Below are 24,269 nucleotides of genomic sequence, written 5' to 3' on the forward strand. Positions count from 1 at the left end.
TGTCCTTTCATGAATGTGGCAATGATGATACGTGTAAGAAAATTTGCTCAGGACTCGGGGTGGTTGCGGAAGAAATCCACGACCCCGCGGCGGACCTTCTCCTGGTCCTCCTTGGTGCCCATGAGCTCGAAATAGTAGAGGAAGGGCACATTGCACTTGCGGGAGATGATATCCCCCGCCATGCAGAAGGCCTCCCCGAAGTTGGTGTTGCCCGAGGCGATGACCCCGCGGATACCGGCCCGGTTGGCCGGATCATTCAGGAAGCGCTTGATCTGGGGCATGACCGCCTTCTTGGCTGATCCTCCCCCATAGGTGGGGACCATCAGGATGTAGGGCTGCCGAATGTTGAGCGGCGGGTCCTTGGGCCTCAGAGGGATGCGGAAGACGTCAATCCCCTCGTCATCCAAATGGCAGTTGGCGATGAACCGGGCGGTGTTGCGCGAGGCCGATGAGAAGTAGACCACGGCCCCCAGGCGCTGACCCTGGGCGGCGAACTCGGGAGCACTGAGCTCCGAATCAGTTCCGGCGGTCTGCTGTTGCTCCATGCTTCCTCCTGATCAGGCCATCCAGAGCCTGTCTTGACGGTTATGTCCGCCCTGAGAACGGACCGATCAGAACCCGCCCAACGCGAGCCTGAACTACTATATGTGCTATCGATATCGAAAACGGTGAGCATATATAGGGTTTTCTGTGCCCAATATCACACCGGTTCCAACTGGACTAGAAGTCCCAGTCGTCGTCGTCCGTGGACTCGGAGTGCCCCATAACGTAGGAGGAGCCCGAACCCGAGAAGAAATCATGGTTCTCGTTGGCCGATGGCGACAGGGCCGCCAGGATCTCCGAACTGACATCGGTCTGGTCGGCTGCGAACCGGGCCGGGTAGCCCAGGTTCATCAGCGCCTTGTTGGCATTGTAGCGAACGAAGGCGAAGACATCCTCGACGAAGGGGAAGCCCTCATAAATCTGCCCGGAGTAAACCATCTCCAGATCATAGAGCTTGTCCAGCAAATCATTGGTGAACTTCTCCAGCATGGCCTGGTCGGCCTGGGTCCTCTCCTCAAGACCCCGCTGATACTTGTAGCCCGAGTAGTAGCCGTGGATGGCCTTGTCGCGCAGGATCAGCCGAATCATGTCAGCCGTGTTCATCAGCTTGGCATGGCTGGAGAAGTAGAGGGGCAGGTAGAAGCCCGCATAAAGCATGAGGGAGGAGAGCATGGTGGAGGCCACCTTGCGCTTCAGAGGATCCTCGCTGACATACTCGTGCAGGACTGTGTGGACGCGCTCCTGGAGGACGTCGTTGGCCACAGCCCAGCGGTAGGCCTTGTCGATCTCCTCGCTGGAGCAGAGGGTGGAGAAGACCGAGGAGTAGGAGCGGGCATGGACCGACTGCATGAAGGCGATGTTGGTGTAGATGGCCTGCTCCTGCTCGGTGCGGGCGTGATCGATCTGCACCAGCTCGCCGATGGTGGCCTGGGTGGTGTCCAGCATGGTCAGTCCGGCGAAGACGCGGACCGTGGTCTGGCGCTCGTGATCGGTCAGCGTGTTCCAGGATGGGATGTCGTTGGACAGCGGCACCTTCTCGGGCAGCCAGAAGTTGGAGACCAGACGGTTCCAGACCTCCAGATCCTTCTCGTCGGTGATCTTGTTCCAGTTGACCGGGCGAATCCTGGCCTCAGGGGTGACACGGTATTGGGGCGGGGTGATGGATTGGCGCATCATCTCGTCGTCGGCATAGACGCCGGCCTCTGACTTGGTGCTTTCTTGCGTGCTTTCCTGCTGGCTCATGACAAAACCGCCTTTCGTGAATCAGTCGACTGCTGCTGGAGCTGCACTCCCATACCGGCCAGAATGGCCCTGACCGCTTGAACATCCTCCGAGGTGCCCAGCAGCTCGAAGCGATAGAGCTCAGGGACACCGCACCGGCGGGCTATCAGCGGGCCGGCCGCACAATAGGCGCTGCCGAAGTTTCGGTTGCCCGAGGTGACGACCCCGCGAATCAGCCCGCGGTTGACCGGATTGTTCAGGAAGTGGATGACCTGCTTGGGCACGGCTCCCTTGGCTGACCCACCACCATAGGTGGGCACCAGCAGAAGGTAGGGCGCATCCATAACGGGCATGGGCTGGCGTCGTTCATACAGAGGGATGCGGATGGGCTCCTTTACGCCCAGCCGCTGAACAAAGCGGTGGGTGTTGTTGGAGACGCTGGAGAAATACACCAGCCTGAAGGCGCCATCGGGAGGATCGTGCCGATCCACATCTGCTGAAGACATAGTGACTGCTGCTCCTTGGTAAACACTATATATTGGATAGACTTGGCCAGCCAACCACAATATATAGGTTTATCCAAGACGACACAAGTTCACAACGGCAAAACCGCCCCCGCTGTGACATTCCATACAAGAGCGAAGACGGCAAGCATTTACATTTACGTTCGCGCCATTGCGACCGTTAGTCAGAGATCTGGTCCTGCGGCAAACCCTGTCGGCGCAGGTCCGCGCAAACCTCCAGGACCCGGTCGTTGGCCTCCCGCTCCCCCACAGTGATGCGGATGCCCTCGCCAGGGAAGGTTCTGACAGACAGGCCGGCGTCGCGGAAACGCTGATCAGCCTGTGCGGCGGCCTGGCCCAGAGGCAGCCAGTAGTAGTTGGCCCGAGGTTCGGGGATATTCCACCCCTGCTCCTTCAAACCAGACAGGATTCTGGCCCGTTCCTGCTTGAGTGCCTGGACCCGTTCGGCCAGGCGATCCTGTGCGTCCAGGCTGGCCATTGCCGCCGTCTGGGCCACATCGGTGACGCCGAAGGGCAGGGCCACCTTGTTCATGCCGGCAATGATCGGCTCGGCAGCCACGGCGTATCCGATTCGCAGACCGGCCAGTCCGTAGGCCTTCGAGAAGGTCCGGGCCACTATCACATTGGGGTGCTCGCGCATGAGCGACAATCCGTCGGCTCGATCAGGGTCGTCGTTGAACTGTATGTAAGCCTCATCAAAGAGCACCGGCAGATCGGCGGGCAGGGCTTGCAACAGCTGTTCGGCCTGGCCGCGGTCGACGTTGGTCGCAGTTGGATTATTGGGATTGTTGACAATGACCAGTCTGGTGTGGTCGTTGACCGCGGCGATCATGGCATCGATGTCATGCCGCCCCTGCTTATCCAGGGGCACGGGCACTCCGGTGGCGCCAGCCATGGTGACGATGATGGGATAGGCCTCGAAACTGCGCCAGGGATAGACCACCTGGTCGCCATGACCAGCCACCAGGTCAACCAGCTGGGTGATGACCTCGGTGGATCCGCATCCCAGCTGGATGCATGCGGGATCGACGCCGTGCATCTGGGCCAGCCGCTCTACCAGAAGGGTGCCACGCATGTCGGGATAGCGGTTCAAATGGCCCAGGGCTTGCTGGGAGACGGTCTGAAGCACGCCGGGCAAGGGCGGGTATGGGTTCTCGTTGCTGGAGATCTTGTAACTGGTCAACCCGGGAACAGATGGTGCCGGGCTGCCCTGCCGGTATCCGGGGAGGGAATCAATGCTGGCGCGATGACGATAGTACATGGACACCATGCTAGTGGCCGCCATATGTCCCTGCGGCGTTTGTTCCGCTGCACGGTACTGACGAGACGCAAATGGCCCCTGGTCCTTCTGCGGGACCAGGGGCCACTATCACCGCCTCGCTACTTGAGGATGGCCAGAACGTCGCGTGCGGACACAATCAGGTAGTCCTCGCCGCCGTAGTTGACCTCGGTGCCGCCGTACTTGGAGTACAGAACCTTGTCGCCAACCTTGACATCCATGGGGATGCGCTCGCCCTTGTCGTCACGACGGCCGGGGCCTGCCGCCAGCACCTCGCCCTGCTGGGGCTTCTCCTTGGCGGTATCGGGGATGACCAGTCCGGAAGCGGTCTTGGTCTCCGCCTCAGCCTGCTTGATGACGATCTTGTCTTCCAACGGTGTGAGTGAAATCGACACTGTGGACCTCCTACATCTTGTGAGAACAGCCAATGAACCCACGCCGGAACGTCGATGAGAGGCTGACGAACACTCACCACGCATTCCTTTGCGCTACAAGTCATAGTAGCGCGAAATTAGCACTCTGCCAACTTGAGTGCTAACGCTGGTGGTGAAAGAGGGGTCGTCGATTGGCTCCTCTGTCAGGACTTGGCTGCCGGACGACGCCGGGCCAATATAGCCTCCACGCCGATGGACAGGGAGTCCTCGCTGCGATCAGGCGCCTCGACCTGGGCCTGCATCTCCCGCTTGTGAAAGTCGTCGGGCTGCCCATCGGCCTTCTTCTTTTCGGGGGGACGGGCCACGGAGACCTGCCGGGTGGACTTGATCTCCAGGCTGTGAGGGCCCTCATCTTCGTTATGCTTGCCATCCTTGTCTGATCCCTCGCCACGGTCTGATCCCAAGGAGAAGGAAATCAGATCCTGGCCAGCCGCCATACCGAAGGCATCCAAGGCCGGAGATGGATTGATACGTTCGAGTTCGTTGGTGGCATCGTCCTGGGCCTTAGCCGAAGACGATGATTCTCCGGATGTGGAGGACTGAGCCGACGAAGCTGAGTGCTCTTTGCCGGCAGACACAGAGACCGATCCAGACTTACCTGACCGGGTGGTAGCGGATTGCACGGATGCCGACTGCGGAGAGGCAACTGACTTGTCCACTGACGACTTGGACGCTGCTGGCTTGGAGGCAGCCCTTTGGACCCTTGAAGATTTGGTAGTTGCTGGTTTCGAAGCCTCCGGTCGAGAAGCCGCTTGTTTGGCTGGGGTCCGTTCAGAGGCTTTCTTGGCGGCGGACGGCTTGTTCGACGTATGCCCGGTCTGTGCAGCAGTCTTTTCGCTCAACTTGGCGGACCCGGCTGAACTCTTGGCCTTGCTGCTACTGACTGCAGACTTTGCGGGCTTGGACGAATTGTGCTGCCTGGCTTTGAGGGCTGCCTGCTGATCAGCCTTGGCCTGGACCAGTGTTCGACGAATCTCACCCTGGTCAAGCACATCCGTGGCAGTTTCCGCGCGACCCTCATTCTTGGCCTGCCCAGGTTTGCTGGGGGTCTTGCTCTTAGTCAGAATGGCTGCCTGCTGACGACGCTGCCGGGCACGCCGCTGGGCTAAATTGCGCTCCCAGGCTCGGGCCTGGGCTGAAGCATGGGCACCTGCGGCCAATACCATTATCACCAAGGCCAGAGGAACCAAAGTAAACCATGGGCTGTAGCCCATGAGGAAGGAGAGTCCAGTCACCAGCAGGGTGATGACCAAGAGGGCAAGGACCAGAATGCGACGACGACGTATGGCCGCGCGGCGCAACTGTCTGATCTGCTTGATGCGCTGGGCCTGACTGCGCCGGTTGCCATCCTGCTGCCCTTGCTGCATGACCAACCCTTTCACCGTCCTCGACTGCCTGTCGCAGAACCTCATGCCGTCTTCCCGACCCACCATGTGCAGGGAGGTGGAAAGCCTGTCCTGGCGATGCTCCGAGGCCCGCTTCATGCCTTTGACGGTGCGAAACGGCAGCCAACCCAGCACCAGAATCACCGCAATCACCAAAACCACAATGCTGCTGAGTGATTCATAAACCATAGGTACTACGTTAGTTGACGGTATGCCCCAAGCGGCAAGTCAAACCCAGCGTGTCGACCATGTCCGCCCCAGAAGCTTATAGACGAGCCAGCAAATCGGGATCGAATTGGTCACTGACCCAGGCAAAGGTCAGGTGATCCCGCCACTGTCCGTTTACATACATATAGCTGCGGCGCAGTCCCTCCGACTCCATTCCCAGCTTTTGGACCACACGTAGGGAGCGCTGGTTTTCAGGCAGAATCGCCACCTCCAGACGGTGCAGATGGGGCCCCCTCCTGTCCCTGAAGGCCCAATTCGCCAACATGGCCAAAGCCAGGGGTGCGAATCCGTGACCGATCCAATCCTGGTCCACCCAATAGCCCACAGTCGCCGTGCACATGGACCCATAGCGGATGGCGCCCAGGGAAATCTGCCCCACTATGCTCTGATGAAACTCCATCAGAAAGACCGCTGAGGTGCCCTCCTGCCGGGAATGCTCCAACTCCTGCATCCACTGGGCATAGGTCATGCCGGGTCCATGACGGGGATCCCCTGATTCCCATGGGGCCAGCCAATCACGATTCCTCCATCGGACCGCGTTCCAGGCTGCCTGGTCCCCCTCGCGGATGGGCCTAAGCAGGAAATCCCCATGGCCTGGGGGCGGAGTCAGACGATCAGGCAGATCCAGGGCATTGTTCGAACGGGCTCGGGAACCCTGCCAGACCTGGCGGAAGGTATGCAGAACCGACATGATTCCATGTTCTCACCGAACGGCATCCGAGGCAGGCATACGTCCATTAGGGAGAGCCCCTGCTGGTAGAACTGAGTGCATGAACAAGCAGGAACGCATCGATATGGACAAACAGAATCGGCGCGGCCGGCTGCTGGAAGCTCGACGGCGCATCAATCGGGCCCAATGCCTGGACGCAGGCCGTAAGTTGGCCGACCTGTTGGCCGACCAGGTGCTTGCCAAGGTCGAGCGCTCCCAAGGCCGCCAGAGCCTGACCGTGGCTGCCTTTGCCTCCATTCGCGGGGAGATAGCCATGGACCCCAGCCTGGACCTCCTGCTGGGCCGGGGCTACCAGGTGCTTATCCCCATGCTTGGCACGGGCACCCAAGTAGGTTGGGGACGCCTCCAATCAGAGCGGGATCTGAATGACATGAAGCGGATTCCCGGCTGGCGGCCGGACGAACCCGATATGTCGGCCCTGCCAGCACAGGCCTTGAATCAAGCCGGTCTGATCCTGGTGCCCGCACTGGCCATCGACCATGCCGGCATTCGTCTGGGTCGGGGCGGGGGCTGGTATGACCGGGCTCTGTGCCTGCGAGCAGAACAGACTCCGGTGGTGGGCATCTGCTGGCCCGGCGAATTCGTGGAAAAACCTCTGCCGCATCTGGACCATGATCTTCCTGTGGATGCCGTCCTGACGCCCGAAGGTTTCACGCCCACAGCCGCAGGTCTGTCACGAGGGCCCAGAGCGGACCATAATGGTGATGAACAAGACTGACGAAAGGCCCGGTGCCGATTCTTCTGGTCGAAGCCACCACTAGGATATTGGGTGTTGAACCAATCGTCGCGCGAACCGACCATCAGCGGAGGGAAAGAACGGTGCCCACCTATCATTATCGTTGCAAGAACTGCGGATACGACTTTACCAAGGAGCAGTCTTTCAACGACGAGCCCATCACCATCTGCCCCAAGTGCGGGCAGCAGCAGGTCCGCAAGGTCTTCTCCGCAGTGCCCATCGAGTTCAAGGGCCATGGTTTCTACCGGACCGACGGAGCCTCATCTTCCTCCTCTTCAAGCTCCACAAGCAGCAAGTAGACCGAGAGGCACATTCGACCACATCGACCATGCGGACCCATATGCCTGCCAAAATCCTGACAGGCTGGGCGCATGGTCGATTTTTCCATATTCAGCAATAAGGACAAGCCTTCAGCTGCCGCCGGTTCCCTGACCCGCCGACGGCGGCTTTTTAAGCTGCGACATGCGGGAGCCGCCCTGGCATTGGGGCTGGCAGTCTTCTGCACCCTGCAGATCCTGGTCCAGGCCCAGGGCCGCCTGTCAATACTGGTCGCCTCGCGGCCTATTGCACGCGGATTAGCCATCGAGCCTGGCATGGTTGAAACGCGAATCCTGCATGGCAGGGAACTGCTGCCCGGCCTGATCTCTTCGTTTGGACAAGTACGTGGGCGGCGGCTGATGATCAGTCTTCACACAGGGCAACCGCTGACCACGGCCATGATCAGCAACAGACCTGCACAGCCGCCCGGGACCACCCCGGTGACCGTCCGCCTGGCCGATGATCCAGGAGACCTGCAGGCTGGCGACAAAGTGAATTTGCTGGCCTCGGGAGACTGCCCAGCCGGTGCCGGCGCGCATTCTGCACATCAGAATCCTCTGCCACCCTCCTCAGCGCGAGACCGGCCTAGCGCTAACAGGGAACCTGAGTTTCCCCATGTCCAGCAAGTCAAGAGCCGGCAGACATCGACTCCCGAGCAGACCCCAGGCGGTGGACACTGCATGATAGCCGAGCAGGCACTGGCTCTGCAGCCGGCACAGACCATCGCCAGGGATCGATCCGATCTGGATGGACGGGAGGGCAATCAAGTCCGCCAAGGGTCCCAGGCCGTCTTCGCCCTGGACGCCAGTCAGGCTCTGCTCCTGTTATCGCTGGATCCATCCATCCCGGTCATTGCCATCCGACCCGACAAAACTTCTGCATCGACACCCTCCAATCATGTCGGAAAACCGAAACAATCCTGGGCCCGCGATAATGGAGAAAGAAGCAGGCATGGGCTTTCCATGCCTCATATCAGCTACGGAAGGATGCAGAATGGCCTCGATCAACCAGGTGGCGGCCAAAGATACCGCCGAAGCAGTCCACAAAATCTCGCAACTCAGCAACAAGGGCGTGCTGGGCGAATTCAAGCAGTTCATCTCGCGTGGGTCCATGGTCGATATGGCCGTGGGTGTGGTCATGGGTTCAGCAGTGACCAGCGTGGTCAACGCCATCGTCAACAATCTGATCAGCCCCCTGATTGCCATGATCTTCGGCAAACCGGACCTGTCGGGACTCCTGACCATCACCTACCGGAACGCCACAATCTCCTTCGGCGCCATTCTGACAGCCCTGCTCAACTTCCTCTTGATCGCCATCGCCGTCTACTTCTGCATCATCATGCCCATCAACAAGTTGCGGCAGTTGAGCCGGGCGGCCTCGGGCATCAAGGACCAGCCCAACGCTCCAAGCCCCCAGGACCAGAGCCTTCAGTTGCTGCGCCAGATTGCCGACGACATCCACCAATCAACGAACACAGACGGTCAACAGGTCGGAACCAGACTGCCCAAGAGCCAGAACTAGGCCCGACAGTCAGTCGCCGCGCTCATTGGGGAAGAGCCCCCAGTGAGGCGGCAGCTCGCCCAGAATCCGTCGGTCATCCCCGTCAAGCCGATCCTGTGTACAGATACGGTCCTGGGGATCCTCCTCGATGCCATCAACATCGAACCGCTCCTTGCCTGGACGAACCACCCGCCGATGCCGACGTCGGTGCGGAGCCGCAGGCTCATCGAACTGATTATCGCGATCCAGCTGATTATCCGCCATCAACGCGCCTGCTGGTAGATATCGGCAAGACGGGCAACGATCCTGTCGGCTTCTTTATCGGGGTTGACAAAGGCCGAAACACTCCAGACGGTCATGACCGACCAGCCAAGATACTGCAAGTCCTCAGTGGTGAACCGGTGACGCTCCCGGGTGGACTGGGTGTGCATGAACTCGGCATCGTCGGTCAACACGGCCAAAGCATAGGGCTTGTTCTTGAGCCCCACCACCAGCGGAATTCGGGGCGCCTGATCGTACCCGTAATCCAGGGCTACATCCAGCCCCCGGGTCCGCAAGCGCTGGGCAAGATCCCCGAAGAGCACATTAGTGGACTGCTCGGCTTGCTCGGGCCGTGTCGGTTCCGTATCAGGATGCTCAACCCAGTTCAACAGATCCTTGAGCAAACGCGGTCCGGGCTGGTGAATGCGGTCGGCCTCCAGATCATCAGCCGAGAATGCCGCGACGATGTCCAGATTCCGATCCGGCAGGACCAGAGCATCCAGCAACATGCCCTTGCCCCCTTCGCCTTCCAGATCGCCGAACTGCTGCAGAAGACGGCCGTGGGTGGTCTTCGCAAAACCCAGAGTAAGGATCACGTCCGTGGCCCTGGCTCCGCAGACCTCGTCAATGCCAACGATGCGTACATGCCGCAGGAACTTGGCGAAAGCCCTGTCCTTGGCCGCTGCCGACTTGAGTTCGGCGCCCAGCCTGGAGCGGTGGGTTGCCGACAGGGTGACCACAGTCAGCAGATAGCTGTTCGGCACCAGGGAGAAGGATCCGGCCTTGCGTCGGAGCATGTCGACAACGGCGGCCACCTCCTGTTGGCTGGACTCGACCAGCCCAGTGGCCATTACAGGGACGCCAGCACCCTCCACCCTGGTCAGGGTTACCCTCCCAGGCTCCCGGCAATCAGGGACGGGCGCCGACAGATCCCCATAGCCATGATCCTTCAGGAAGGTGTCCAGCCGAATCGAGCGGCGCGAGGGCCGGGCTTTGACCGTGACCGGGACCAGATGGTCGACCAGCTGCAAGAGGCCATCCGAGGTGATGGTAGGCCGGTGGGCGATGACCGCCACCTGCCGGGCACGAGCCAGCACGGTCAGCACCTGGATGGAAGGCATATGGGCTCCGGCATCGATGATGACCGTGTCAGCCAGCTGTGTCGGATTCGTCCTGGTCGCCAACGTAGCCGGAGTCGCAATGATGATGGGCTTGGCCGCCGACAGGATGCCGGGGTGGGCCTGCTGGAAGACCGCAAGGGAGGCACCGGGACTGCCGGCCAGCATGGTGTGCAGCTGATTGGCCTCCTGGGTGCGGGAGAAGAGCAGCTCGGACAGGCGCTTCTCGCTCTCCTGGGCAACCATGGGCCCTACGCTGGCCACGTGCTGTGCATCCACCTGGCTGAAGCGGTCGGCTGCATTGGATAGGGCGGAACCGTCCTGGTTGGAGATGATCTGCGAGGAGCGCATGATGTCATCGAAGACCGTGGTCCACCAGGTCAGCTGCAATTCAGCCCGTACCGCCTTGCCCCCAACCTGACGGTTGCGCAGGTCCTGGACCAGATCCTGCAACCCCGCCTTGTTGAATTCGTCCTCCAGGGCGCAGCGCTCAGGCAAGGTATCCAGGGCTGTATGGTCGTCAAAGAGGGCCTTGAGCCGCTCCTCAACCTTGTTCAAGTCCATGGTCTCAAGATCGCCGCCAGCCGGAGTCGAGGCCAGAACGGTGTCCAGAGCCGTCATGTCGCGAATCAGGGATTCCTGAGTATCGATGATGACGTCCAGCTTGGGCGGCAGGACCGGCCAGCCGCCGTGGGGGACAAAAGTCCGCCATTGCTCTGCCTGCTTGGAGACCACCACCAGCGACTCATGCAGATCCTCGACCTGGGCACCGGGCCTGAGCAGGCTCTTGGCCTCCTTGACCAGACGTCGGCGTTCCCAGAATCCCAGATTGGTGCCATTGGCCTTGCGGTCGGCCTTGGACTTGGTGGCCTCGATCATGGCGGGAATGTCACGCTCGAAGATGGAGGGCTGGAAGACATCCAGTACCCGGCGCAGATTCTTGAGGACGACCACCTGCCTACCCCAATCCTTGACGGTGGCCGGCACGGGGAATCCGCAGGTCTCCACAGTGGATTTGACCTGTTCGCGGGTGTCCGGCAGAAGCCGCTGCAGCAGGCGAACCACACGGGAGTATGCGTCCACAGCCTCGTTCTCGCTGACCAGGGTGGCGCCGAACCAAGGCGTGTCCTGAGGACCGATCACGAATTCGCCCAGCTCGGCAGCCCTTTCCAGCTTGTCTGCCCAGGCATCCAGCTCGGGCTGCAGGTTGTGGGCCGTGGCCGCGCCCAGACGGACACGGGTGGCAGGGTGCGTAGGCATATTGGCGATGTTGGCCAGATTCTGAATGGTCTGGTAGGCCGAAACCCCCCAGCTGGAATCCACTCCATGCAGATCACCCAGGTAGCGGGTCAGCCGGGAGCGGACACCCACAAGCTCGTCAGCCACCTGATCGAAGTGTTCGCTGGCCTTGCCGGGTTTGAACCCCACTGCATCGATCAGCCGCTGGTCCAGGACCCGGCCCAGCTGGTCGTCGGTCAGGTCAAGAGCCATGTCCGCCATCCCGGCGGCATCCAGACGACGCTGGAAGCGCCGCTTCTCCTCCACCACGCAGGGCACATAGAGTACGGTTCTTCCAGCAGTGACGCAGCGCGAGGCGATGGCCAGAGCATCGTCGGCGCTGTGGCGGCCGGTCTGCTCATCCACGAGCACGCTGTGTCCGGTCGCCACCAGCTGGGCGGCATAACGGACCCGGTTGTCCACATCTCCGGCTTCGAACTCACTGTGAGGGTCTGCATCGAAGGGGCTGTAGTCAGGCACAGGTCCGCCCTTGAGCCGCTCGGAGGCAGCCTGGTCGCCAGCCAAGGCATCCAGCAGATCGTTGCCGGTGGACCCGGTGGTCATCCGGTCCAGAATCCGAAGGCTCTCGCCCAGCAGCTGGGCCGACGGCTCGATAAAGCATCCCAGAACGATTTTCCGTTCGATGGTGAAGTCGCTGATATGCGGCGTGATCAGGGCCGTCATGTCCTTGAACAGGGATGAAGTTTCGGGGGTGCCGCCCTGATAGTGGGAAGCTGAAAACAGACGGTCAGGATCCAGGGTGATGCCCCGCTCACGCATGGCCGAGATCAGGGCAGGATTAAGGTCCACCTTGCCTGTGAACCTGATGGAGGCCCTGGAGGCCCCCTGTGTGCTCTCGTCGATACGCACGGGATAGAGCAGCACGGGCATGTCGCGCCCCTGCCAGGCAGCCACTCCCACCACCATGGAAAGCTGGGCGAAACCGCTGGCACGCTCCTTGGCAGCCTGATCGTCCAGAACCCGCTCCATGCGCCGGTGGGCTGCTCGCAGCATCCCACGGTCTCGGAAGAGCGCATCCAAATGGACCTGGCCGCTGGCGAAAAGCTGGGCGATGCCTGAAGGATGCGCATGCGTCAGGTCCATCTGCGCCGCCAACTGCGACACATTCTCCAAGGGGGTCAGGCCCACCTGGTTCTGGTAATCCTGGCGCCATCCTCGAATTCGCTCCAGGGGAGTCGACGGAGCCTTGACCTCTTCTGCCGCGCGATCGGAGGAAGAACCAGCCGTTGATGCCTGGGCATCTTCAGCACGTTTGTCCTCTTCCGATCCCCCGGTGCTCATTACCGTCTCGCTCATCCGTTCACTCACTTCCGCACGGCGTTCAGATATTCGTGATACCCGTCATTGTTGCGCAGGGCCGCGTCGATGTCCTGGTCGCCCTGAGCCTCCAACCAAGCGTACAGATCATCATAGAGAGACGGATTCATCGCCAGGAAAGGCAGCAGCTGCCGATGCTTGGCCATGGCGAACTGCAGGGCGAAGTCCCCGGTACGCTTGGCATCATCTGAGCTCATCCCGTCCACTACGATGGCCTCCTGGCTACGGTCGTAGTTCCCCTTGGAGACCCGTTCGAAGACGGATCCGGGCTCGAAGGCTGGCTGATAACGCTGGTCATCACCTTGCTCGTCCGCTTGCTGGGGACGCCGGGCCTGATCCGATTCCTTCTTGGACAGGCGGGCCAATTCTACAGCTCCCAGCGGGGTGAACCCCTGAGCCGAGTCCGCTTGGTCTCTCCGACCCTGCCGTGACTGGCCGTCCGCATAGCCGCTGCGGCCGGAAGTTGCACGATCGTCACGATGACCACGATCGTCACGGACATCACGGGCATCGCGAGCATCCCGGTCGTAGCGAATCTGATCAGAAGCGGATTCAGCGGAACGGGAACGGCGAGCATCTGCGAAAAGGTCGCGGTCGACAGGCTGACTATCCTCCTCCTGGGTGCCGACCAGCGGCAGGCCCTGCTCGGATTCTTGCTCCTGCCATGGCAGAGGCCGACGAGCTTCGCCACGGGCGCCCTGGGCCTGGAAGTCATTTGCACGCCGGTCACCCTGGCGGTCTTCGAATGCCCTGTCATCCGGCTGATCGGCATAGACCCTGCGACGGTCCGATTCCTGATCATCCGCTGAGTCTGCATCAGCCGCCCCCCTGTCAGCCTGGCCACGCTCGGCTGAATCAGAGTCGTCAGAATACCGGGCTTGCGAGCCCCGCGAATCTGCGGGCTGCGACGGATTGTCCTGCGAGTCGCGAGCGAATGGGGCAGACCTGGGACGATCTTGTGGAGCGCTGTCGGCCTCTTGGGAGGAATCGGCTGTCTTGGCGGCGCCCAGAGCCATATCGTGCAGGGCAGTGACCCTGTTGCGGACCCCATCGGCCTTGAAGATGCCAGTGGGCTCGCCGGCGCGCATGTCCAGAATGTCATCGACGGACATTTCAGCTGCATCAGGTTCAACCATGCCACGGGGCTGTGTGGAGTATGAGAACAGGTCAGGCACCCGGGTCGAAGGGTCGGTCTTATCTTCTTCAGGATTGCTGATGCGCACGAAGTCGACAGGGACATCACCGAATTGGAAACGAGCCGAGCTGCTGGACAGGGGAAAGGCGGCATCCACAGGCAGCCTGACCAGGGATCCGTCGGACTGGATCAGATAGGACCCATTGGTGGAACCCATGTCGCGCAGAGTGGCCAGACCATCCTTGTCGACGGCGAAAATGGCATGTCGTTTGGACATGGATTTAGTCTTATCGGGCACCTCCAGACGACGCCGACCATCATCGGCCAGTGGACGCAGAGGCTTGCGGCCGATCTCGACGGTCTCGCCAGGCTTGAGCCGGGTCTCTTCCGCCCCATTGAACTTGACTATCCACACCTGCCCCGGTCGCCGATCGTCACTCACGTTTTCGACCTCCCAAATCTGCAGCCGCCTTCACTCGGTACTATCGCCTATTCTGTCATGAAACCCAGAGATAGGATTGATTGCGTGCCGAATTAACTGATAAAGGACACATGAAAGGCTGGCGGGCATGCCGGTGCAGTGAACCCTTCCTGCAGGCATGGCTTTGGCAACGACGCGATCGACTCGATCGACAAGAAACGGCGGCCGCCCTTACTCTGGATCCAACCATCAGAGTCAAGCAACGACCGCCGTTGTCGGATCAGTCCTGGCCGTCCTCTCCCTCGTCGTGGTCATCAGCTGGGTGTGGAGTCATATGGACGACGAATTGGTCATCCTCGGGCACCGTGCTGCGGTTGAGGTGGTCGGAGCTCGACATGTGGCAGGAGACCGTCCCGAAGGCCGGTACGCTTATCGATCGCCACCTGGCTCCCCAGCCATTGACGGTCAGGGCAGCCTGGATGGGCACTCCGGTCGGATTGTAGAGGATGACGCTGAGCTCACCGTCGTCGCGAACGAAGGCGACCGAACCCAGACCGCCGGTCCGGCCGTCGCGGGTATGGCTGGTGGAGGCCACCCTGCGAGCGCCGACCGGTACGTCCTGTCCGAAATTGCGAAGCATGAAGTATTCCAGATTGCGTCTGACCCCGCCGGTTCGTGAGTCGACAGTGATGACCCCGCGCCGGCCCATGGTTCGCGCCCAGCTGGGCAGACCTTGCTCATCCAGGGCCAGATTCCACAGGTCGATCATGCCCACGCCCTGACGGACCAGTCCGATGCCTATCTCCCCGAACATGACGTGGCTTGCCTCGTCCACCCGCTCGTCCAGCATGCAGCGGCGCTCACTCATGACCGAGCGCCATCCCGGGAACTGTCTGGTGGCGTTCACCACCCACTTGGGCAGGCCGGAGTATGTATGCATGGCCGTCCCGGCGAAGCTCAGGGCCTCCACAGGAGTCATATAGTCGCTGACCGGGCGACTGAAGAACCTCAGACCGTCATCACCGAAGAAGATCTCCACCTCGGGGAAGCTACGGTCCAGTGCCGGACGCAGGTAGTCCACGCCCCAGCGCACCAGCTCCTCAGGAGTCCAGATCGTCATGGGCCATGGCGGATTGTTGGAGGGCTCGTTCTGCATGGTCACTGCCGAGATGGGAATCCCCAACTTCTGGTAGGCCTCAATAAACCGGACAAAGTAGCGAGCATAGGCGGCATCGACCGTGTCACGTGAACGGTAGCCGTTGCCGCAGTATTGACCCAGCCGCAAACGCCCAGCCCCGTCCAGCCGACCGCTGTCCTTCATCCAGGCGGGTGCACTCCAGGGAGAGGCCAGGATCCGCACGCCCGGGTTGATGGCCATGATCTCCTGAAGGACGGGTACCACGTACTTCATGTCCCTGGTGGCCTCGGGCGAGCCTGGCTTCCCCTGCCCAATGGAGAAGTAGGCCATGCCCGGATCCGACATAACCCCTTCGGGCAAATCATCATAGGAGTAGTAGCGCTGGCTGGAGAAATCGCAGGACCCCATCGAGATCCTCAGGGTGGAAAGGCCCGCCTGAGCCGGGTCGAAGAGCTCGGTGAGAATCCGATGACGCTGGTCGGCATCCATGGCCGTCATGAACAGGTAGGCGCTGGAGTCCGTCAGAGCAGCACCGGCCCCCTCCCAATACTGGTAGCGCCTAGTTGGATCGATGACGATAGGGACGGCTGCGCCGGGTCCACTCGTCGTCTCTGGAATCGCTATCGGTTCTCGCCGCTGGGACAGATCCCCTGCCGTTGCGGTCCAAATCTCCTTCATGTTCGTACGCCTCCTTCTGCCGGGCTCTTCCCGGCATCGCCATTCCGGTCCTTAGTCCTGTCCGGGAGCCTTGTCATCCACGGTGTACTCAGGCAGTTGCAGGGCGAAGTCCTCATCCTCGGGTACGGCCGAATCATTGATCCGCTCGCTCGTCGTCACGTGCATGGTCACGGTCCCCCAGGCCGGCACGGTCACACTCTGCCAGCGGTCCCCCCAGCCGTTGATGGTGACAGCCGCCTTGATAGGCTTGCCTGTGGGGTTGTAAATATGTGCGGCGATGGATGCATCCGGCGCCAGGAAGGCCACTGAGCCCAGCGAACCACTCCAGCCGTCCGGGGTGTAGTTGCTGGAGTCGATCACCACTGAGCCCGGTTCCACGTCCTGGCCGAAACTACGGAGCATGAAATACTCCAGGTTTCTGCGGACCTTGCCGCTGCCATGATCGATGGTGACCACCCCGCGTCTACCGTCGGCACCGATCTGGTTGGGCAGCCCACGCTCGTCCAGGGCCATGTTCCACAGGGTGATAAAGGAAGAGCCATGGCGGACCAGCCAGTTGCCGATGACCCCGGACATGATGTGAGCGGCATCCTCGGGGGTCTGGTCCAGCATGCAGCGACGTTCAGTCATGCCATAGATCCACTGCGGATAGACCCGGTTGGCATAGTCCAGTTGCGGGTAGTCGTTGTCATAGGTGTGCAGCGTCAGACCATCGATGGAACGGGCCTGCTCGGCTGTGACATCCTTGTCGACCGGTCCGGTCAGGCAATGTGCCGAGTCGTCGTTGATGAAGATGCGCACCTGGGAGTGCCGACGGTCCAGCGCAGGACGCAGGAATCGGTGGGCGAAGTCGGCCTGCTGGGCCAGAGTCCAGGTCATGGCCGGCCAAGGGGCGGCGTTGGAGGGTTCGTTCTGCACAGTGACCGCCCAGATAGGGATGCCTATGGCTTCCATCTCGTCGATGTAGCGGGCGAAGTACCGGGCATAGACGCCCTCTATGGAATCCTCAAGCGGATCATAGCCGTTGCCGGTCCACTCGTCGAAGCGCAGGTGGCCGCCCATGCACAGGTGGCCGGTGCTCTTCATCCAGGCCGGGGCGCTCCAAGGCGAGGCGATGATCTTTACCGCAGGATTGATGGACAGAATCTCCTGGACAACGGGGATGATGTACTTGTAGTCCTTGGTGGCGTCCGGAGCGCCCGGCTCGCCCTCGCCCAGGGAGAATTTAGTCAGGTCCTTGTCATGCTCGCCATAGGGAATGTCGTCGTAGGTGTAGTAGGGCTGGGAAGATGGCTCGCAGGAGCCCAGGGGGATGCGGATAACCGAAAAGCCGCCCTTGTCAGGGTTGAACATGTCATCCAGCAGGGCATGCCTTTGCTGTGCGGATTGGCTGCCCCAGATCAGTGAAGCGGCGGCATCGGTGATGGCGGCTCCGGCACCGAGCCAGGGCTGATGCCGTTGGCAGGGATCGATGACGATGGGCTTGGCATCCTTGGGCCTCTCCCCCATCGGAGGGGCTTGCAGGGGCCGGCGGCGATCGGTCAGGTCTCCGGAGGTCACGGTCCAGAACTGGTTGGTGAAAGTGATGGTCATGATTGCTCTCTCGTTGTCGTATCTGGGCATCGGCGTCACGGTCGATAGGACAGAGCCTTAGCTTAGTTGCGGTTCTAATCATGAAAAAATTGTTGCAATCTATTGCAATCGTTCCGGCTATAGGTCATCCCTATGCCCCAGGGCGGCTGAAACTGCGTCCACAACAGCGGGACGAACATACGTATATCCCGTGTGAACGTCGGCTCTGCACGGGGCAGCGCAACCATCCCTGTGCGCACGGTCGGACAAGATATAGAAAAAGCCCCGCGCTGTCGATGACAGCACAGGGCCTTCAAGCATGCAGTTGCTCAGACAGAGCCGATGACTACTTGAGCTCGACAGTGGCGCCGGCCTCTTCCAGCTGGGCCTTGGCCTTGTCGGCGTCTTCCTTCTTGGCACCTTCCAGGACGGTCTTGGGGGCACCGTCAACCAGAGCCTTGGCATCGGCCAGACCCAGGTTGGTGATGGCCTTGACAGCCTTGATGACCTGGATCTTCTTGTCGCCGATGGCGGAGAGGACGACGTCGAACTCGGTCTTCTCCTCCTCAGCAGGAGCAGCAGCACCGGGAGCAGCGGCGGCCACGGCCACAGGGGCGGAGGCCTCGACGTCGAACTCGTCCTCGAACTTCTTGACGAAGTCGGACAGCTCGACCAGAGTCATTTCCTTGAACGCGTCGATGAGCTCGTCAGCGGAGAGCTTGGCCATAATGGCTTCCTTTCATTTGTGGCGACCGGCATTGACTGGTAGGCCGACCACCGAACATCTTTTCTTGTGTTTGCCGTATGAATCCGGGCCAGTGGCCGTGGACTCAGGCGGCCTTTTCCTGCTTCTCGCGCAGGGCGTCGAACGTGCGCACGGCCTTGGTAGGCACAGCGACGAACAGGTTGGCGGCCTTGGACATGGTGCCCTTGAGCGCGCCGGCCATCCGGGAGAGCAGAACATCGCGGGATTCCAGATCCGCGATCTTCTTCATGGCATCCGCGTCAGCAACAGCTCCATCGATGAAGCCGCCCTTGACAATCAGTGCCGGGTTGTCCTTGGCGAAATCACGCAGCGTCTTGGCGGCATTGACGTAATCACCCTTGACGAAGGTGATGGCGCAGGGGCCGGCAAGCATCTCATCGAGACCCTCGATTCCAGCCTCTTTGGCCGCAATCCGGGCTAGCGTGTTCTTCGCCACGTTGTAGGAAGTATCGCGGCCTAGCTTGTTTCGCAGATCGGCGACCTGCGGAACACTGAGCCCGCGGTACTCGGTGAGGATGATGGCATCGGCGTCACGGAACTTGTCCGTCAGCCTGGCGACAGCCTCTTCCTTTTCGGGCCTTTTCATGGCGTTCCTTCCTAGACAGACCTCTGGAGGGAGCCGGACGACCAAGCATGGCAGGCAAAAAGAAAGCCCTGCCGACAGGCAGAGCGGAAAACAGGTCGCGAGGACCGATTTGAAACTCAACCTGTGCTGGCTCGATCAACCGAACTTAGGAGACCCAAGGGTCCCGACCAACGGTCTTTGGTATGCAAGGGGCAATACTACACAGATCAGCCACGACCGTCAAATCCGCAGACACGACAAGTTCAGCACCAGCCGGATCCGAGGACCGCAAGACCGCAGCAGATTTATGGTTCACAAACCTTAACGGCGCAACCAATCAGCTCACATGCCCACGGTCGCCAGGCCAGACACCCAGGAGCTCCTTACCGATCTGCGATCAGAGCCCGCGCACGATGCCCAGCACCAGCCTGGCGGCCGTGTCGGCGTATTCGGAGATGTCGAACTCCCGGAAAACCTCGTAGTCGGTATCGGCGTTGTCGCTCAAAGCGCGGATGACCAGAGCCGGAACCTTGTTGCGGGCCGCCACGTGGCAGACGGCTGCTCCCTCCATCTCGACCGCATCGGCCCCGGTCTGCTCCTTGACCTGGGCAATCTTCTCCGGGCTGTCCACAAAGTAGTTGCCCGTGGCAATAATGCCGACGATGTGCTTGATTCCCATGGCATCCAGAGTGCGGCCTGCCAGATCCAACAGGTGAGGGTCCGAATGGAACTCCTCGGTGCCGGGGGCCGACTGGGCCACCAACCGCATGTCCGTGTCCAGATAGCGCAGGGTGCCTCCAAGAACCACGTCGTTGATGTGCAGGTCCTTGTTCAGGTTGCCGGCAATGCCGGAGAAGATCACGGCCCTGGGATGGAAGGCATCAATCAGATACTGCGTGGTGGCGGCGATGTTGACCGTACCCATGCCGCCCACTGTGGCAGCCAGTCGAACCGGGCCCTGCGACCCCTCAAGGGTTCCACATATGACTTTCAGCCCAGCATCGCTGGCGTGCGAATCCTGATCCGCCTGCTTCAGGCCTTGGCCAATCAGGGCCACCTCCTCGTCCATGGCTCCTATGACGACAACCGGCCGTCGATCTTCACCCTCCAGGGAACCGTCTGTTTTGCTCATGCCTGACTCCTTATCCATGTTTCACCCGCGACTGCGGCCCGACCAGCCTACTGCAGGCCGTAAGTCAACGAGCCGCGCCGCGACGACGGTCCACTGCCTGTGCCAGCTCCTCCAGCAGGTCCTCAGTGTCAGGCCAGGAGATGCAGCGGTCAGTGATCGAACACCCATAAACCAGTTGGTCCAGGGGGGCCGGCTTCTGATTGCCTCCACGTATGAAGCTTTCCATCATCAGCCCGGTAAAGCCTTCCTCGCCGTCGCCTATCCGCTGGGCCAACTCATGGACAACCTGGATCTGGCGCCGCTCATCCTTGCCGGAATTGCCATGGGAGGCATCGATAAGCAGTCCGTGGGCAGCCGCGCTGTCCTTGGGCATGCGCTGGCGCAGCACGGCGAGCGCCGCCCGCACCGAGTCCTGATCGTAGTTGGGACCGGATTTGGAGCCGCGAAGGACCAGGTGGCAGTCGGGATTGCCCATGGTCGCAACGGCTGCAGCCTGACCCTCGTGGTCTATGCCGAAGAAGGTGTGGCGTTGCGAGGCCGCGTAGCAGGAGTCGATGGCCACATCCACGCTGCCGTCCGTGGCGTTCTTGAAGCCGATGGGCATGGACATGCCGCTGGCCAGCTGTCGATGGACCTGGCTCTCCGTGTTCCGAGCACCTATAGCCCCCCAGCTGACCGCGTCAGAAATGTACTGTGGCGATGTAGGCTCAAGGAATTCCGTGGCCGCCGGAAGCCCGGTCTCCAGCACACCCAGAAGGATGCGCCGTGCCAGAACCAGTCCCTTCTGGATGTTGTGGCTGCCGTCCAGGTCGGGGTCGTTGATCAGCCCCTTCCAACCGACCGTGGTCCTGGGCTTCTCGAAGTAGACCCGCATGACAATCAGCAGCCGATCCTTCAACCTCTCATTGACGGCCGACAGACGACGGGCATAGTCCAGCGCGGCATCGGGGTCGTGAATGGAACAGGGGCCCACAATGACCAACAGCCTGTCGTCCCGTCCATGCAGACAGTCCACAATCTCCTGCCGGGAGCGGATGACCAGGTCCTTGGCCCGGCCATCCAAGGGGTATCGGGTCAGCATCTGCGCGGGCGAAGGCAGGCGGTCAAGCTCAAAGACCCGCCTGTTGACAATCCGACCTATGCCTACCTCGTCTTCCCACCTGGGCACGTTCCCGGTCTGCAGGGGGTTGACGCCGGCCGCCAGCGCCTTGTGCACCAGTTCAACCTCGTAGGCCTTACTGGGTCGGGGCAGAGGCTCCTGTGGCTCATCCTTCATCCCACTCATGCCTTCATCCTTTCCCGACGGGCTTGCACGGCATCGGCCAGAATCTGCAGCAGTTCCTCGGTCCTGTCCCAGGCAATGCAGGCGTCGGTGACGGACCGACCGAAGACCAGCTGGTCCAGTGGGGCCGGCTTCTGGTGACCGCCCTCAAGAAAACTCTCCATCATGACACCCGACAGGCCCTGCTCGCCCTTGGCAAGACGGTCTGCCAGTTCCTCGACCACCCGGGCCTCGCGTACGGGGTCCTTGCCGCAGTTGCCATGGGCTGCGTCCACAATCAGACCCCGGCATGCACCAGGGCCCAACGGCGCCTGATGCAGGACCTCCAGGGCGGACCGGACGGATTCCGCATCGTAATTGGGTCCATGACTGGAACCGCGCAGAATAATGTGGCAGTCAGGGTTGCCCATGGTCTCCGCAGCGATGACATGACCATCCAGGTTGATGGACAGGAAATGATGCTCGGATGCCGCAGCCAGACAGGAATCGACCGCAGCCTCTACACTGCCCTCGGTCGAGTTCTTGAAGCCCATGGGCATGGACATGCCGCTGGCCAGCTCCCTGTGGACCTGGCTCTCTGTATTCCGAGCACCTATGGCCCCCCAGCTGACCGCGTCGGAAAGATACTGTGGGGTGATGGGATCCAGCCATTCTGTGGCCGCCGGAATCCCCTGGCCCAGGACCTGCCAGAGCACCTGACGGGCCAGACGAATCCCCTTGCGAATGTTGAATGTTCCATCCAGGTCGGGGTCGTTGATCAGCCCCTTCCAACCGACCGTGGTCCTGGGCTTCTCGAAGTAGACCCGCATGACAATCAGCAGCCGATCCTTCAACCTCTCATTGACGGCCGACAGACGACGGGCGTACTCCAGAGCAGCCTCCGGGTCGTGAATGGAGCAGGGGCCGGTGATGACCAGCAGCCTGTCATCCCGCCCATGCAGAACATCGCGAATGGCCTGGCGGGAGTCCCGGACCAGCTCCATACGCTTCGAATCCAGGGGCCGCGAGCGCAGAAAAACCCTAGGTGCCGGGATGGGATCCAGCTGACGAATGTTGACATCCACTGTTTCGGGAAAGACGGCCGTATCGGCAAAATACTGCCGCTCCTCTTCCGGGATGATATCCGGTTCCTTGACGAATGCCACGGTCGCTCTCCTCTCTGTCGCGCTACGACGATCATGCCCGAATTACTTATGGCCGTCCACATCCGGGCCAATGTGGACAATCCGTTCCCGAGATCCTCTAGACCACGGGAACGAACAGTTAGATGGGTAAATATGGCTCAATGGCGCTGTTGCTCAGGCCAAGGCACCCATGGGGTCCCAGGCGGGCAGCATGATGGCCTCCTGGTCGAAGGCCTGGCGATACTGCTCGGACAGCATGGACTTGGGAACGGCCACCTCGTAGACATACTGGCTGAACCAGTCGTCGCTCATGGTGAAGTAGCCCTTGTTGGCGATGTCCCCGCCCCAGGAGTTCTCAACCCGCCAACGGTTGGTGGTCCGGCCGTCATCGGCCACATCCACGCCTACGAATGCCATGGCATGGTTCTGGGCCGAATCGCCGAAGCGCACCCGCTGCTCCTTGTCCATGTCGAAGTCCACACCGTAGACCCGACCGTACTCGAACAGGTCGGTTGCCCACTGACCGGCCTTGCGGTCCATCATGGGGTGGCAGTCGGCGCCGAACCAGACCGGCAGTCCCTGCTCGCTCATCAGGCGACGGGCGCAGTCCTTCATGACCTCCACCGGGACGTTCAGGTACTCGGTGGGATCGCCGCCAGCCACGTTGCCCAGGTGCTCGATGCCGATCTTGCGGCCCTTGGGGTGCTCGGGGCGCGGATCGTCGACCAGGCAGACATAGTCCTCAAGCCCGGCATTCACATAGCGCTTCCAGAACTCCTGCGGGGTGATCCGCCCATCCCGGTGGAAGACGCCGTCCTTGTCGGTCCACTCCCAGTCGAAGCTGGTGGGCGGGGTGCCCAGATGAATGGTCAGGATACGGTGACCAGCCTCCAGGGTCCGGTCGATGATCTCATCGATGCCGTCCGGGTTGGCCACCATGTGAGCCGTGGCCTGGTGAAGCAGACGACGCAGCTGATCGTTCATCTGGCTGGTGTTCTGGGAGGAGGCGGTCTCGGGATAGTACTGCTTGGGCACTGCGCCGTACTTCTTATAGATGTTCATGGCCATGATCCACTGGCCGCCATCGCCCATGACATCGCCCATCAGGAAGCGCATGAGCTGGGAGTCCACGGGCTCGCCGGCCCGCACCAGAGCCGCCACGTCACGCAGGAAGTAGTTGACGCGCTCAAGCTTGTCATAGTACATGGCGTAGTTCTGGGACAGCTCGAAGTCGCCCATGGGGTTGGCGGTGCTTTCGCCATCAATGTTCAGAGCCTTGCGGGCCACGAATCGAGCCACATTCAGCGAGCTGAAGAGCCAGCAACGGCCGGAGTGCGCCTGCGAGGTGACCGTGCCATTGTCAATGCTGACCGAGAATCGGTGCTGGAGCAGGCGGGAGCGATTATAGTTATGAGCCACTTCGTCAATACCTACCTGAGTGACGGCGTTCATGGCGACGTGGTTGGCCTCGCGCTCATCGAAAGCGGTGCGGAGGCTCTCCAAACGGGTCTGATCCAGTGGTGTCAGTGCTGATGTCATACGGTCTGTCCTTGTTTCCTTTCA

22 protein-coding genes are annotated in these 24,269 nt (G+C 61.2%); 3 read left to right on the forward strand and 19 right to left on the reverse strand.

The window, feature by feature from the left end; translation table 11 throughout:
- Nucleotides 1-47 precede the first annotated feature (47 nt).
- From nrdI (P272_RS0103085) to P272_RS0103115, 7 genes are all read right to left on the reverse strand, one after another.
- The gene (gene nrdI, locus P272_RS0103085; protein ID WP_029678086.1) at nucleotides 48-545 is read right to left on the reverse strand and encodes a class Ib ribonucleoside-diphosphate reductase assembly flavoprotein NrdI; all 498 of its coding nucleotides are present in this window, start codon (nucleotides 543-545) and stop codon (nucleotides 48-50) included.
- Nucleotides 546-720: 175 nt separating this feature from the next.
- Nucleotides 721-1,716 (reverse strand): class 1b ribonucleoside-diphosphate reductase subunit beta, encoded by a 996-nt coding sequence (gene nrdF, locus P272_RS0103090; protein WP_044097768.1) that lies wholly within the window; start codon nucleotides 1,714-1,716, stop codon nucleotides 721-723.
- A 65-nt stretch (nucleotides 1,717-1,781) separates the two neighbouring features.
- The gene (gene nrdI, locus P272_RS0103095; RefSeq protein ID WP_029678089.1) at nucleotides 1,782-2,270 is read right to left on the reverse strand and encodes a class Ib ribonucleoside-diphosphate reductase assembly flavoprotein NrdI; all 489 of its coding nucleotides are present in this window, start codon (nucleotides 2,268-2,270) and stop codon (nucleotides 1,782-1,784) included.
- Nucleotides 2,271-2,448: 178 nt separating this feature from the next.
- Nucleotides 2,449-3,549 (reverse strand): histidinol-phosphate transaminase, encoded by a 1,101-nt coding sequence (locus P272_RS0103100; RefSeq protein ID WP_029678090.1) that lies wholly within the window; start codon nucleotides 3,547-3,549, stop codon nucleotides 2,449-2,451.
- Nucleotides 3,550-3,668: 119 nt separating this feature from the next.
- Complete coding sequence (gene groES / locus P272_RS0103105) at nucleotides 3,669-3,962, reverse strand: co-chaperone GroES (protein ID WP_015022393.1); 294 nt, start codon at nucleotides 3,960-3,962, stop codon at nucleotides 3,669-3,671.
- 182 nt (nucleotides 3,963-4,144) lie between these two features.
- Nucleotides 4,145-5,575, reverse strand: coding sequence for a hypothetical protein (locus tag P272_RS0103110; protein WP_029678091.1), 1,431 nt, complete (start codon nucleotides 5,573-5,575; stop codon nucleotides 4,145-4,147).
- Between the two features lie 76 nt (nucleotides 5,576-5,651).
- The gene (locus P272_RS0103115) at nucleotides 5,652-6,305 is read right to left on the reverse strand and encodes a GNAT family N-acetyltransferase (protein WP_029678093.1); all 654 of its coding nucleotides are present in this window, start codon (nucleotides 6,303-6,305) and stop codon (nucleotides 5,652-5,654) included.
- A 79-nt stretch (nucleotides 6,306-6,384) separates the two neighbouring features.
- On the opposite strand from P272_RS0103115, the gene P272_RS09070 reads away from it, so the two are divergent.
- Nucleotides 6,385-7,062: a 5-formyltetrahydrofolate cyclo-ligase gene (locus P272_RS09070; protein WP_172636699.1), complete on the forward strand. Its 678-nt coding sequence runs from the start codon at nucleotides 6,385-6,387 to the stop codon at nucleotides 7,060-7,062.
- A 101-nt stretch (nucleotides 7,063-7,163) separates the two neighbouring features.
- On the forward strand, nucleotides 7,164-7,379 hold the full coding sequence (locus P272_RS0103125) for an FmdB family zinc ribbon protein (RefSeq protein WP_044097723.1): 216 nt from the start codon (nucleotides 7,164-7,166) through the stop codon (nucleotides 7,377-7,379).
- Between the two features lie 276 nt (nucleotides 7,380-7,655).
- On the opposite strand, the gene P272_RS09410 is transcribed toward P272_RS0103125, so the two are convergent.
- The gene (locus P272_RS09410; protein ID WP_172636700.1) at nucleotides 7,656-7,946 is read right to left on the reverse strand and encodes a hypothetical protein; all 291 of its coding nucleotides are present in this window, start codon (nucleotides 7,944-7,946) and stop codon (nucleotides 7,656-7,658) included.
- Between the two features lie 562 nt (nucleotides 7,947-8,508).
- Between P272_RS09410 and P272_RS0103135 the strand changes: the two genes are divergently transcribed.
- Nucleotides 8,509-8,919, forward strand: coding sequence for an MscL family protein (locus P272_RS0103135; protein WP_441293856.1), 411 nt, complete (start codon nucleotides 8,509-8,511; stop codon nucleotides 8,917-8,919).
- A gap of 9 nt (nucleotides 8,920-8,928) precedes the next feature.
- Here P272_RS0103135 and P272_RS0103140 read toward each other — a convergent pair whose 3' ends face one another.
- The 11 genes from P272_RS0103140 to P272_RS0103190 form a co-directional block, all read right to left on the reverse strand.
- Nucleotides 8,929-9,162: a hypothetical protein gene (locus tag P272_RS0103140; RefSeq protein ID WP_044097724.1), complete on the reverse strand. Its 234-nt coding sequence runs from the start codon at nucleotides 9,160-9,162 to the stop codon at nucleotides 8,929-8,931.
- The gene (locus tag P272_RS0103145; protein ID WP_155804961.1) at nucleotides 9,162-12,872 is read right to left on the reverse strand and encodes a helicase; all 3,711 of its coding nucleotides are present in this window, start codon (nucleotides 12,870-12,872) and stop codon (nucleotides 9,162-9,164) included. Before P272_RS0103145 ends, P272_RS0103140 begins: the two co-directional genes overlap by 1 nt.
- Before the next feature lie 8 nt (nucleotides 12,873-12,880).
- Nucleotides 12,881-14,470, reverse strand: coding sequence for a variant leucine-rich repeat-containing protein (locus P272_RS0103150; RefSeq protein WP_029678100.1), 1,590 nt, complete (start codon nucleotides 14,468-14,470; stop codon nucleotides 12,881-12,883).
- A 259-nt stretch (nucleotides 14,471-14,729) separates the two neighbouring features.
- The gene (locus P272_RS0103155) at nucleotides 14,730-16,265 is read right to left on the reverse strand and encodes a glycoside hydrolase family 30 protein (RefSeq protein WP_029678101.1); all 1,536 of its coding nucleotides are present in this window, start codon (nucleotides 16,263-16,265) and stop codon (nucleotides 14,730-14,732) included.
- A 51-nt stretch (nucleotides 16,266-16,316) separates the two neighbouring features.
- Complete coding sequence (locus P272_RS0103160) at nucleotides 16,317-17,858, reverse strand: glycoside hydrolase family 30 protein (RefSeq protein ID WP_029678102.1); 1,542 nt, start codon at nucleotides 17,856-17,858, stop codon at nucleotides 16,317-16,319.
- Between the two features lie 325 nt (nucleotides 17,859-18,183).
- Nucleotides 18,184-18,564, reverse strand: a complete 381-nt coding sequence (rplL, locus tag P272_RS0103165) for a 50S ribosomal protein L7/L12 (RefSeq protein ID WP_015022403.1) — start codon at nucleotides 18,562-18,564, stop codon at nucleotides 18,184-18,186.
- A gap of 103 nt (nucleotides 18,565-18,667) precedes the next feature.
- A complete protein-coding gene (gene rplJ, locus P272_RS0103170; protein ID WP_024626821.1) occupies nucleotides 18,668-19,189 on the reverse strand; it encodes a 50S ribosomal protein L10 in 522 nt (173 codons plus the stop codon).
- A gap of 376 nt (nucleotides 19,190-19,565) precedes the next feature.
- Nucleotides 19,566-20,300 (reverse strand): 5'-methylthioadenosine/S-adenosylhomocysteine nucleosidase, encoded by a 735-nt coding sequence (gene mtnN, locus P272_RS0103175; protein ID WP_044097726.1) that lies wholly within the window; start codon nucleotides 20,298-20,300, stop codon nucleotides 19,566-19,568.
- Between the two features lie 64 nt (nucleotides 20,301-20,364).
- A complete protein-coding gene (locus tag P272_RS0103180; RefSeq protein ID WP_029678104.1) occupies nucleotides 20,365-21,585 on the reverse strand; it encodes a 3-deoxy-7-phosphoheptulonate synthase in 1,221 nt (406 codons plus the stop codon).
- Complete coding sequence (locus P272_RS0103185) at nucleotides 21,582-22,703, reverse strand: 3-deoxy-7-phosphoheptulonate synthase (RefSeq protein ID WP_155805001.1); 1,122 nt, start codon at nucleotides 22,701-22,703, stop codon at nucleotides 21,582-21,584. The genes P272_RS0103180 and P272_RS0103185 overlap by 4 nt, the downstream gene beginning before the upstream one ends.
- A 177-nt stretch (nucleotides 22,704-22,880) precedes the next feature.
- Nucleotides 22,881-24,245 (reverse strand): C1 family peptidase, encoded by a 1,365-nt coding sequence (locus tag P272_RS0103190; RefSeq protein ID WP_029678106.1) that lies wholly within the window; start codon nucleotides 24,243-24,245, stop codon nucleotides 22,881-22,883.
- Between the last annotated feature and the right edge of the window lie 24 nt (nucleotides 24,246-24,269).

Origin of the sequence: Bifidobacterium sp. 7101 (assembly GCF_000499285.1) — a bacterium.
GTDB classification, from domain to species: domain Bacteria; phylum Actinomycetota; class Actinomycetes; order Actinomycetales; family Bifidobacteriaceae; genus Bombiscardovia; species Bombiscardovia apis_A.

What these genes read in the sequence shown, in the direction of transcription:
- nrdI (WP_029678089.1), bottom strand. Translation starts at nt 2,270, where the DNA reads ATGTCTTCAGCAGATGTGGATCGGCACGATCCTCCCGATGGCGCCTTC.
- P272_RS0103135 (WP_441293856.1), top strand. Translation starts at nt 8,509, where the DNA reads ATGGTCGATATGGCCGTGGGTGTGGTCATGGGTTCAGCAGTGACCAGC.
- P272_RS0103160 (WP_029678102.1), bottom strand. Translation starts at nt 17,858, where the DNA reads ATGACCATCACTTTCACCAACCAGTTCTGGACCGTGACCTCCGGAGAC.
- P272_RS0103190 (WP_029678106.1), bottom strand. Translation starts at nt 24,245, where the DNA reads ATGACATCAGCACTGACACCACTGGATCAGACCCGTTTGGAGAGCCTC.
- P272_RS09070 (WP_172636699.1), top strand. Translation starts at nt 6,385, where the DNA reads ATGAACAAGCAGGAACGCATCGATATGGACAAACAGAATCGGCGCGGC.
- rplJ (WP_024626821.1), bottom strand. Translation starts at nt 19,189, where the DNA reads ATGAAAAGGCCCGAAAAGGAAGAGGCTGTCGCCAGGCTGACGGACAAG.
- P272_RS0103180 (WP_029678104.1), bottom strand. Translation starts at nt 21,585, where the DNA reads ATGAGTGGGATGAAGGATGAGCCACAGGAGCCTCTGCCCCGACCCAGT.
- P272_RS0103100 (WP_029678090.1), bottom strand. Translation starts at nt 3,549, where the DNA reads ATGTACTATCGTCATCGCGCCAGCATTGATTCCCTCCCCGGATACCGG.
- P272_RS0103140 (WP_044097724.1), bottom strand. Translation starts at nt 9,162, where the DNA reads ATGGCGGATAATCAGCTGGATCGCGATAATCAGTTCGATGAGCCTGCG.
- mtnN (WP_044097726.1), bottom strand. Translation starts at nt 20,300, where the DNA reads ATGAGCAAAACAGACGGTTCCCTGGAGGGTGAAGATCGACGGCCGGTT.
- P272_RS0103155 (WP_029678101.1), bottom strand. Translation starts at nt 16,265, where the DNA reads ATGAAGGAGATTTGGACCGCAACGGCAGGGGATCTGTCCCAGCGGCGA.
- P272_RS0103145 (WP_155804961.1), bottom strand. Translation starts at nt 12,872, where the DNA reads ATGAGCGAGACGGTAATGAGCACCGGGGGATCGGAAGAGGACAAACGT.
- rplL (WP_015022403.1), bottom strand. Translation starts at nt 18,564, where the DNA reads ATGGCCAAGCTCTCCGCTGACGAGCTCATCGACGCGTTCAAGGAAATG.
- P272_RS0103110 (WP_029678091.1), bottom strand. Translation starts at nt 5,575, where the DNA reads ATGGTTTATGAATCACTCAGCAGCATTGTGGTTTTGGTGATTGCGGTG.
- nrdF (WP_044097768.1), bottom strand. Translation starts at nt 1,716, where the DNA reads ATGCGCCAATCCATCACCCCGCCCCAATACCGTGTCACCCCTGAGGCC.
- P272_RS0103115 (WP_029678093.1), bottom strand. Translation starts at nt 6,305, where the DNA reads ATGTCGGTTCTGCATACCTTCCGCCAGGTCTGGCAGGGTTCCCGAGCC.
- nrdI (WP_029678086.1), bottom strand. Translation starts at nt 545, where the DNA reads ATGGAGCAACAGCAGACCGCCGGAACTGATTCGGAGCTCAGTGCTCCC.
- P272_RS09410 (WP_172636700.1), bottom strand. Translation starts at nt 7,946, where the DNA reads ATGTGCAGAATGCGCGCCGGCACCGGCTGGGCAGTCTCCCGAGGCCAG.